We start from the raw sequence: 8,804 nt of genomic DNA, 5'->3' as shown, positions 1-8,804 counted from the left end.
CCTACTGGCAAGCCCAACTCCCCACCCTGTGGAAAACCATCAGCAACCGCGGCCCCGGCAACTTCGAACCCTCCCCTTGGCTACCGATCCGCTGGGCTCAGCATCAGGTCAAGGAGTTCGACGCTGCGCCGGTGCTCGGCTATCTGCATCGCCCGATCAAGGCGTCCATGCAGGATGAAAACGGCAAGCGTCTGAAACCTGCCTTGCAAGCAAAAGCCCTGCAAGCCGCCTGGGTTCAGGCGCTGGATACCTTGCCCGAAGGCCAGAAACCGGTCCGGGTGTTCTACGACAGCACCAACAATCCGGAAGCCGAAATTGCTCTGAACAACGCCCTGCACGACCTGAACAAGGACGGCCATGGTCTTGAGCTCGGCAATGTCGAAGAGGGTTACGACATCGGTCGTCGTCTGGGCAATACCGGGGTCAGCGGTGCGCTGGTCGAGATCAATCTGGCGACCATCGCCAGTTACAAGGATGGCGGCGTCAGCGCCGTGGTCTACGCCGGCACCGATGGCAGCCTGACCGTACAAATGGTCCGCCCGCCCGATGAGGCCCGCAAGGCGAAGAACAGCCAGAACCGCGGCGCAGATCCATTCACTTACGGTTCACCATAAGTACGAGCCGTGCGAGAGGTCTGACAGCAACTTCAGCCTTTGCGTGCTTTTTAAGCATCACGCTGCAATAAGTCCCAAAGTCACACCCAAAAAATCTGATCTATGTAGACGCAATATTCAAGAAGACGATGATGAGTCGGCCATAAAAGCGGTATTCGCCACAAAAGACCAGCCTGTAACGAACGCATACAAAAAAGCCCCGACTCTCACGAGCCAGGGCTTTGTCATACCGCACAGACCACTATTCCTGAACCACCCGCACAATCCGCTGCGGCAATGGAATCTCGATACCCGCGTCCTTCAAGCGGTCGCGTGCTTCGATGTTGAACATCGAGGTCACGTCGCCCATATCGCCACTGCTGGTCCAGACGCGCAGAGACAAGGTAATCGCGTTCTCCCCCAGTGCGGCTACCACGGCCTGCGGGGCCGGGTCCTTGAGTACCCGCGGGTCGTCGGCCATGTCCAGCAGGACCTGCAAGGCTTTCTTGAGATCGGCATCGTGGCTCACGCCGATATCGAAAGTGATTTTACGGGTTGGCTGACGGTTGGTGTTGGTGATGATGCCGTTGGACAGGTTGCCGTTGGGGATGATCACGGTACGGTTGTCACCGGTGCGCAACACGGTGTGGAAGATCTGGATGTTGTCGACGGTTCCCGATACACCCTGAGCTTCGATCCAGTCACCGATGCGGAACGGGCGGAACAGGAGGATCAGCACGCCGCCCGCGAAATTCGCCAGGCTACCCTGCAATGCCAGACCGATCGCCAGACCGGCAGCACCGATCGCCGCAACGAACGAGGTGGTTTCCACGCCGATCATCGACGCGACGCTGACCACCAGCAGAATTTTCAGAATGATGTTCGCCAGGTTGCTGACAAAGCCCTGCAAGGCCAGATCAGCGTGTCGCAGCGCCAGCAAGGCACCCAGCTTGCCGGTCAGCCGGTTGATCAGCCACCAGCCTACACACAGCGTTACGACTGCAAGCAGCAAGCGGCTGCCGTACTCCATGATCATCGGAATCCACGCCTGCGACGCTTGCCACAGGTGACCGACTTCTGCGTTTAAATCCATCGTTCTCTCCTTACCCGCCATGAACTGCGATCAAAACCACGGCGGCCTGCCGTCATTTCGATGCTCAAGGCGATTCGGACTGACCGGGGGACGCAGGGTTCCCCGGCTTTCAGTGCAAATGTTCAGTCACGGAAGTTGTTGAATTGCAGCGGCATGCCCGAATCGTAGGCGCGCAGCGCTGCAATGGCTTCCTGCAAATCGTCACGCTTCTTGCCGGTTACCCGTACCTGCTCGCCCTGAATGGCAGCCTGGACCTTGAGTTTGGCTTCCTTGATATGAGCGACGATTTTCTTCGCCAGCTCCTTGTCGATGCCTTCGCGCAGAATGACTTCCTGCTTCATCAATTTGCCCGAGGCGTAGGCGTCCTTGATCTCGAGGCATTTCGCGTCGATCTTGCGTTTGACCAGCGCCAGCTTGAGGATTTCGATCATGGCTTCCAGCTGGAAGTCCGCCTCGGCAGTCAGCGTGACGGTCAGCTCCTTGAACTCGAAAGTGCCTTTGCCTTTGAGGTCATAGCGACGGTCCAGCTCTTTGATGGCGTTGTCGACGGCATTCGTGACTTCGTGTTTATCCAATTCGGACACTACGTCGAACGAGGGCATGTAAGTTCTCCAGATAAACGGCGTGCGCACGATTCGGGCACGCATGACTTGACGGTGTGAAAGAACGCTCATTATAACGAGACTTTTCCTGCGTTCACTGCGAGCCGTTCATGTACATCCTTGTTTTCACTTTCAGAAGACCGCTCCAGCGCCTCAACGTGCCTCACAGATGACGGCGATATGGCATGTCCTCGGTGCGGGCAGTCTTGGCTGTCTGTGGGCGGCGCGGCTGGCACGCACGGGTCTGCCAGTGCGGCTGATTCTTCGCAGCGCCGATCGGCTGGCTGCATACAACGGCAGCGGCGGTCGCGTGACGCTGGTCGAAAACGATACGGCCCATATGTACTCAGTCGAAGCACAGACCGCCGAACATCGGCAGCCCATCGAGCGTCTGCTGGTCACCTGCAAGGCCTACGACGCTGAACACGCTGTTGCGCAACTGTCTGCACGGCTGGCGGCACATGCCGACGTCATCCTGTTACAGAACGGCCTGGGCAGCCAGGACGCTGTGGCAGCACATGTCCCCCTCGCCCGCTGCCTGTTTGCCTCCAGCACCGAGGGCGCATTTCTGGAGTCGGACTGGCGTGTCAGGTTTGCCGGCCACGGCTTCACCTGGCTGGGTGATGTATCGAACCCGCAAGCCCCCGCGCTGCTGCAAGACTTGCACGACAGCGGCATTCCCCACGAATGGACGCCGGACATCCTGACGCGCCTGTGGCGCAAGCTGGCGCTCAACTGCGCGATCAACCCGCTGACGGTACTGCATGATTGCCGTAACGGTGGCCTGCTGGAGCACGTCTGCGAGGTCGCCACGCTTAGCGCCGAGCTGACCGACCTTCTGAACTGCTGCGGTCAGCCTGCCGCTGCGCAGGGGCTATATGATGAAGTGCTGCGCGTCATCCACGCGACGGCCGCCAACTACTCATCCATGTATCAGGATGTGCTCCACGGCAGGCGAACCGAAATCAGCTACCTGCTGGGTTACGCGTGTGCAGCAGCGACACGTCATCGCTGTCCGGCACCTCACCTGCAACAATTGCAGTCGCGCCTGACAGCACACTTGGCACGCAAGGGTTTGCGTACGGACTAGCCCGCGCTACCCTGCTGGCATCACACGTCACTGCGACTTGCCCAATGCCTTTGCGCCAACGCCTGGAAAACCTGCCGGTAGGTCAAAAACTGCTGGCCGCCCTACTGGTCCTGATGACCACCGTGCTGCTGGTCGCCAACCTGACCTTCATCAGCGCGGCTTATTACATCTCGCAGGAGGCGATGGCTCCGCAGGCCCTGCAGACCATCGGCCGCCTGATCAGCAGCGCCAACCTCAACGAGCGATCCTTGTACTCGCCGGCCGACGCCCGCGCGTTGCTCAAGGAACTTAAAAGCTACGGCCCGTTACGTGCAGCAGCCATATACGACAACGACGGGGAGCGGCTCGAACAGATGCAACAGGGCGAGAGCCTCCAGTTGCCCAGGCACTACAAGGACCTCGACAGCTGGCGGCTGAGCGAGTTTCGCAGCACGCAGGTCATTACTGTGCCCAAGGGCGACGAACCGCCAGGGCACCTGTTGCTGGTTGCCAGCAGCGAGCTGCCTCCCGCGTTCTACACCGGTACGCTGACTGCCAGCCTGGGCATTCTGGTGTTCAGCGTGTTGCTGTGGCTGGTGGTGGCGCGGCAGATCCGGCGTTTGATTACCGAGCCCATCTACCAGTTGGAAGAACTGTCCCGGCAGGTGACCCGCGAAGAAAACTACGCCCTGCGTGCAGAGCCTGGCAACGAGGATGAAATCGGCAGTCTGGCCGAGGCCTTCAACACCATGCTGTCGCGTATCGAGGCGCGTGAGCAGCAACTCAAGCGCGCCCGGGATGATTCCCAGGAAGCCTACGATCAGGCGCAGGGGCTGGCCGAGGAAACCCGCCATACCAACCGCAAGCTGGAGCTTGAAGTCCAGGTGCGCAGCAAGATCGAGAAGAAGCTCACCGGCTTTCAGAACTACCTCAACAGCATCATTGATTCGATGCCCTCGGCGATGATTGCGCTGGACGAGCAGCTGTACGTCACGCAGTGGAATCAGGAGGCTACAGCGCTGTCCGGAACGACGCTGGACGAAGCGCTGAACCAGCCGATCTTCCTCGCCTTCGAGCCGATGCGCTCGTTTCTGCCGCAGATCAAGCACACTGTCGAGCGCCACAGTGTGACCAAGATCGAGCGCGTGACCTGGATCAAGAACGACGAGTCGCGCCACTATGCGCTAACGTTCTACCCGTTGACCGGGGATGCCGGGCGCGGCGTGGTGATCCGCATCGATGACATCACCCAGCGCATATCGCTGGAAGAAATGATGGTGCAGTCGGAAAAAATGTTGTCTGTCGGCGGTCTGGCAGCGGGCATGGCCCACGAGATCAACAACCCGCTGGGCGCCATTCTGCATAACGTGCAGAACATTCGTCGGCGCCTGTCACCGGAACTGCCGAAGAACGTAGAACAGGCCGAGGCCGACGGTATCGACCTGGCGCAGGTCAATCATTACCTGGATAGCCGCGAAGTGCCGAAACTGCTGGACGGCATCCAGCAGGCCGGTGCCAGGGCAGCAAAGATTGTCAGCCACATGCTCAATTTCAGCCGTTTGAGCAGTCGTCAACTGTCACCCTGCGACTTGCCCGCCTTGATCGATCAGGCAGTGGAAATTGCCAGCAACGATTTCGATCTGACCGTCGGTTTCGACTTCAAGGGCCAGCACATCATTCGCCAGTTCGACCCGGAGCTGGGTCCGGTGCCATGCATCGCAAACGAACTGGAGCAAGTGCTGCTGAACCTGCTGAAAAATGCCGCTCAGGCCATTCACCAGCGTCCGGAGAGCGAAGAACCGGGGCGTATCGTTCTGCGTACCCGCCTCAATCCGCCATGGGCCGAAATTCAGGTCGAGGACAACGGCATCGGCATGTCCGAGAATGTTCGCAAGCGTACATTCGAGCCGTTCTTTACTACCAAGGAAATAGGCCAGGGCACCGGACTGGGTCTGTCGGTGTCGTACTTCATTGTCACCAACAACCACAAGGGCCAGATGGAGGTGCAGTCCTCTCTTGGCACAGGCACCTGCTTTACGCTGCGTTTGCCACTGGTGGCCAACCAGGTGAGCGTTCAGCAGCAGGTTATTTCCAAGTCTTGATCAGGAACCATATCAATGGGCTTTCGTTTGTCGAAGATCTACACACGCACCGGCGACGCCGGGGAAACCGGCCTGGGCGACGGCAGGCGGGTGTCCAAGGACCATCCGCGCGTCGAGGCCATCGGTGAGGTCGATACGCTCAACAGCCAGCTCGGGCTGTTGCTGGCGGGGCTGATCGATGAGGCTCAACGCGTGCCGGCCCTTGATGAGGTGATCAAGGTACTCGCACCTTGCCAGCATCGACTGTTCGATCTTGGAGGTGAGCTGGCAATGCCGACTTACAAGGCGCTCAACAGCACCGAGGTCGAGCGCCTGGAAGCGGCGATTGATGTATGGAACGAAGAGTTGGGGCCACTGGAAAACTTCATCCTGCCCGGTGGCTCGACGCTGATCGCTCAAGCTCACATCTGCCGCAGCCTGGCCCGCAGTGCAGAACGCCGCTGTCAGCACCTGAATGCCGTCGAGCCGCTTGAAGGCGCAGGGCTGGCTTACATCAACAGGCTGTCGGACCTGCTGTTCGTCGCTGCAAGATTGATCGCCAGAAGGCAGAGCATCGCCGAAATACTCTGGGAGCCCGCGCCCAAACCGGTTTGATTGGCATGCGAAACAGCGGCGCTGCACAGGTGTATGACGCGGAGCGTCGCGAAGGGCATTCCCGCGCTGAAGCGTGAGGAACGATATCCCGACTATCGTGCGACGCTTGTACGACTCAGACGATCTCGTCAGGCCAGAACGCGCGAATCCCGGCCACGCCTTGTGCACCGCTTTCCCAGGCTTGTCGACGCTCGGTGGGGCCCACGCCGCCCAACAGAAAGACCGGCTTGTTGAAGCCTGCGATCAACTGCGTTGCCTGCTTCCAGCCCAGCGGCTGCGCATCGGGATGAGTCAAGGTTGCTTGAACGGGTGACAGGGTGACGAAATCCACGCCCATTTGTTCGGCCAGGGCCAGCTCCTCGGCGTTATGACAGGAGGCCGCCAGCCAGCGGTTCTCAGGGAACGGACGGCCGCGGCTGGCATACTTGCGCAGTTGCTCGGCCGTCAGGTGCCAGCCAGCGGACGGGAAGTCGCCCAACCACTCCAGAGGTCCCTTGAGCATAAGCTGCGCCTTGCCCGCACACAGTCCGGCCGCATCCACTGCCAGATCGCGATACTTCGGGTCATAACCACCCGGCGCTCGCAGTTGCACCAGCTTGATGCCGCCTGCAATGGCCTTCTGCATTCCGCGCAACAGCTCGATGTTGTCCAGCCCTTCAGGAGTGATCAGGTATTCGTCAGGCAAACGGGCGGCCGCGACGATAGGCTGGTTGGCGGCCGGAAAGTCATAATTGACCAGGTCACGCGGAGCCGCCCAGACCAGCGGCTGCCCTTCTGCGCCGTGCGGCTCGCCGGTAAAGGCCGAGACCTCCCAGACATCCAGCAGCACCTGCTTGTCCGGATAATCGTGGCAGACCTTGATCAACGGACGCGCGGTCGTGACCAGGATCCCCAGCTCTTCCTGCAGTTCACGTGCGAGTGCAGCCTGGACGGTCTCACCCTCTTCGACCTTGCCGCCAGGAAACTCCCAGAGGCCGCCTTGGTGCTGAGTGTCGGCACGTCGGGCAATCAATACGCTGCCGTCAGCGCCACGAATGACGGCGGCGGCCACATGAACTCGTTTCACAATCAGGACTCCTGCAGACCGGCCTGCTGCCAGCGCTTGAAGGCAGGCCATTGGTAGATGGTTTCGATATAGGCCAGCGCCTCTTCCGGCAACTGAACGCGATAGCTGCGCAAACGAATCGCCACCGGCGCGAAGAACGCATCAGTAATGCTCGGCTTGCCAAACAGAAACGGACCGCTTTCGGCAGCCCGAGCGCGGCACTCGGCCCACAGCTCGACAATACGGTCGATGTCGTTCTGGGTATCGACCGGAATCACTTCCAGTGCCTGATCCTGGCGCAAGTCCATCGGCATGTTGGAGCGCAGGCTGACGAAACCGCTGTGCATCTGCGCACACGCAGAACGCGCCTGGGCGCGAGCAGCGATGTCGCGTGGCCACAATTCGACGTCAGGGAAGCGTTCGACCAGATACTCGCAAATGGCCAGAGAATCGATGATCGTACCGTGCTCGCACTGCAACGCAGGGACCTTGCCGGTCGGCGAATATTTGAGAATGTTCTTGCGGGTATCAGGCTGGTTCAGACGAATGACCTGATCGGTGAACGGTGCACCGGTCATTTCCAGCACCAGCCAAGGGCGCAGCGACCAGGAGGAATAGCGTTTGTCGCCGATAATCAGATGCAGGCTCATGGTTCAGCTCCATTGAGCCCGGCGCGAGGGCAGGATGACCCCGCACCGGGGATTGAATCAGGTGCGATATTCCGCGTTGATCTTCACGTATTCGTGAGAGAGATCAGTGGTCCAGATTGTTTCGCTGCAATCACCGCGACCCAGCTCGATACGAATGGTGATCTCTTCTTCGGCCATGACTGCCGAGCCCTGCTCTTCGGTATAGGTCGTGGCACGGCAACCCTGGCTGGCGATGCATACACCGCCCAGGAATACGTCGATCTTGCTCACGTCCAGGTCCGGAACGCCCGCACGGCCGACAGCAGCCAGAATGCGCCCCCAGTTCGGATCGGACGCAAACAGCGCAGTCTTGATCAGTGGCGAGTGGGCCACGGCATAACCGACGTCCAGACATTCCTGGTGATTGCCGCCACCGTTGACTTCTACTGTCACGAATTTGGTAGCACCTTCACCATCACGCACGATGGCCTGAGCGACTTCCATGCACACGTCGAAGACCGCTTTCTTCAACGCCTCGAACAATGGGCCTTGGGTCTCGGTGATCTCGGGCAGATCAGCCTGACCAGTGGCGATCAGCATGCAGCAATCGTTGGTCGAGGTATCGCCGTCGATGGTAATGCGGTTGAACGACTTGTTGGCGCCGTCACGTATCAGGTCCTGTAGCACGCTCTGCGACACCTTGGCGTCGGTGGCGATATAGCCAAGCATGGTCGCCATGTTCGGGCGAATCATTCCAGCACCCTTGCTGATGCCGGTCACAGTGATGGTCACGCCATCATGGGTGAATTGACGGCTGGCACCCTTGGGCAGGGTGTCGGTAGTCATGATCCCGGTCGCCGCTGCGGCCCAGTTATCCACAGAGAGGTCATCCAGCGCGGCTTGCAGAGCGCCCTCGATCTTTTCCACAGGCAACGGTTCGCCGATCACACCCGTCGAGTACGGCAGCACCGCCGATGCATCGACGCCGGTCAGTTGCGCCAGCTTTTCGCAAGTGCGCCGTGCAGCAATCAGACCTGGTTCACCTGTGCCCGCGTTGGCGTTGCCGGTGTTGGTCAG

At 59.9% G+C, this 8,804-nt stretch carries 8 protein-coding genes and 1 pseudogene; 4 read left to right on the top strand and 5 right to left on the bottom strand.

Annotation, left to right across the window (positions count from 1 at the left end):
* Positions 1–614: pseudogene (locus tag ALO80_RS03925) on the top strand (DUF2875 family protein); the annotation flags it as partial.
* 241 nt (positions 615–855) lie between these two features.
* Here the strand turns inward: ALO80_RS03925 and ALO80_RS03920 are convergent.
* Both ALO80_RS03920 and ALO80_RS03915 read right to left on the bottom strand, forming a co-directional pair.
* Positions 856–1,686 (bottom strand): mechanosensitive ion channel family protein, encoded by an 831-nt coding sequence (locus ALO80_RS03920; RefSeq protein ID WP_024638343.1) that lies wholly within the window; start codon positions 1,684–1,686, stop codon positions 856–858.
* Positions 1,687–1,808: 122 nt separating this feature from the next.
* Entirely contained in the window at positions 1,809–2,288 is a 480-nt protein-coding gene (locus ALO80_RS03915; RefSeq protein ID WP_003304827.1) for a YajQ family cyclic di-GMP-binding protein, read from the bottom strand.
* A 169-nt stretch (positions 2,289–2,457) separates the two neighbouring features.
* Between ALO80_RS03915 and ALO80_RS03910 the strand changes: the two genes are divergently transcribed.
* The 3 genes from ALO80_RS03910 to ALO80_RS03900 are packed head-to-tail and all read left to right on the top strand — an operon-like array spanning position 2,458 to position 6,053.
* Positions 2,458–3,378 (top strand): putative 2-dehydropantoate 2-reductase, encoded by a 921-nt coding sequence (locus ALO80_RS03910; RefSeq protein WP_055008019.1) that lies wholly within the window; start codon positions 2,458–2,460, stop codon positions 3,376–3,378.
* Between the two features lie 44 nt (positions 3,379–3,422).
* Positions 3,423–5,459 (top strand): sensor histidine kinase, encoded by a 2,037-nt coding sequence (locus ALO80_RS03905; protein WP_055008018.1) that lies wholly within the window; start codon positions 3,423–3,425, stop codon positions 5,457–5,459.
* A 15-nt stretch (positions 5,460–5,474) separates the two neighbouring features.
* Positions 5,475–6,053 (top strand): cob(I)yrinic acid a,c-diamide adenosyltransferase, encoded by a 579-nt coding sequence (locus tag ALO80_RS03900; protein WP_055008017.1) that lies wholly within the window; start codon positions 5,475–5,477, stop codon positions 6,051–6,053.
* A gap of 115 nt (positions 6,054–6,168) precedes the next feature.
* Here ALO80_RS03900 and ALO80_RS03895 read toward each other — a convergent pair whose 3' ends face one another.
* The 3 genes from ALO80_RS03895 to argJ form a co-directional block, all read right to left on the bottom strand.
* Positions 6,169–7,119, bottom strand: coding sequence for a Nudix family hydrolase (locus tag ALO80_RS03895; protein WP_055008016.1), 951 nt, complete (start codon positions 7,117–7,119; stop codon positions 6,169–6,171).
* A 2-nt stretch (positions 7,120–7,121) separates the two neighbouring features.
* Positions 7,122–7,748 carry a glutathione S-transferase family protein gene (locus tag ALO80_RS03890; protein WP_055008015.1) on the bottom strand — a complete coding sequence of 209 codons (627 nt, stop codon included), beginning with the start codon at positions 7,746–7,748 and terminating at the stop codon, positions 7,122–7,124.
* 57 nt (positions 7,749–7,805) lie between these two features.
* Positions 7,806–8,804: bifunctional glutamate N-acetyltransferase/amino-acid acetyltransferase ArgJ (gene argJ / locus ALO80_RS03885; protein WP_055008014.1), on the bottom strand; the 999-nt coding region annotated here is incomplete at its 5' end.

It is taken from the genome of Pseudomonas caricapapayae, assembly GCF_001400735.1.
Lineage (GTDB): Bacteria > Pseudomonadota > Gammaproteobacteria > Pseudomonadales > Pseudomonadaceae > Aquipseudomonas > Aquipseudomonas caricapapayae.
Note: the sequence above shows the minus strand (reverse complement) of the source record. Positions and strands in the feature narration are given on the sequence as shown.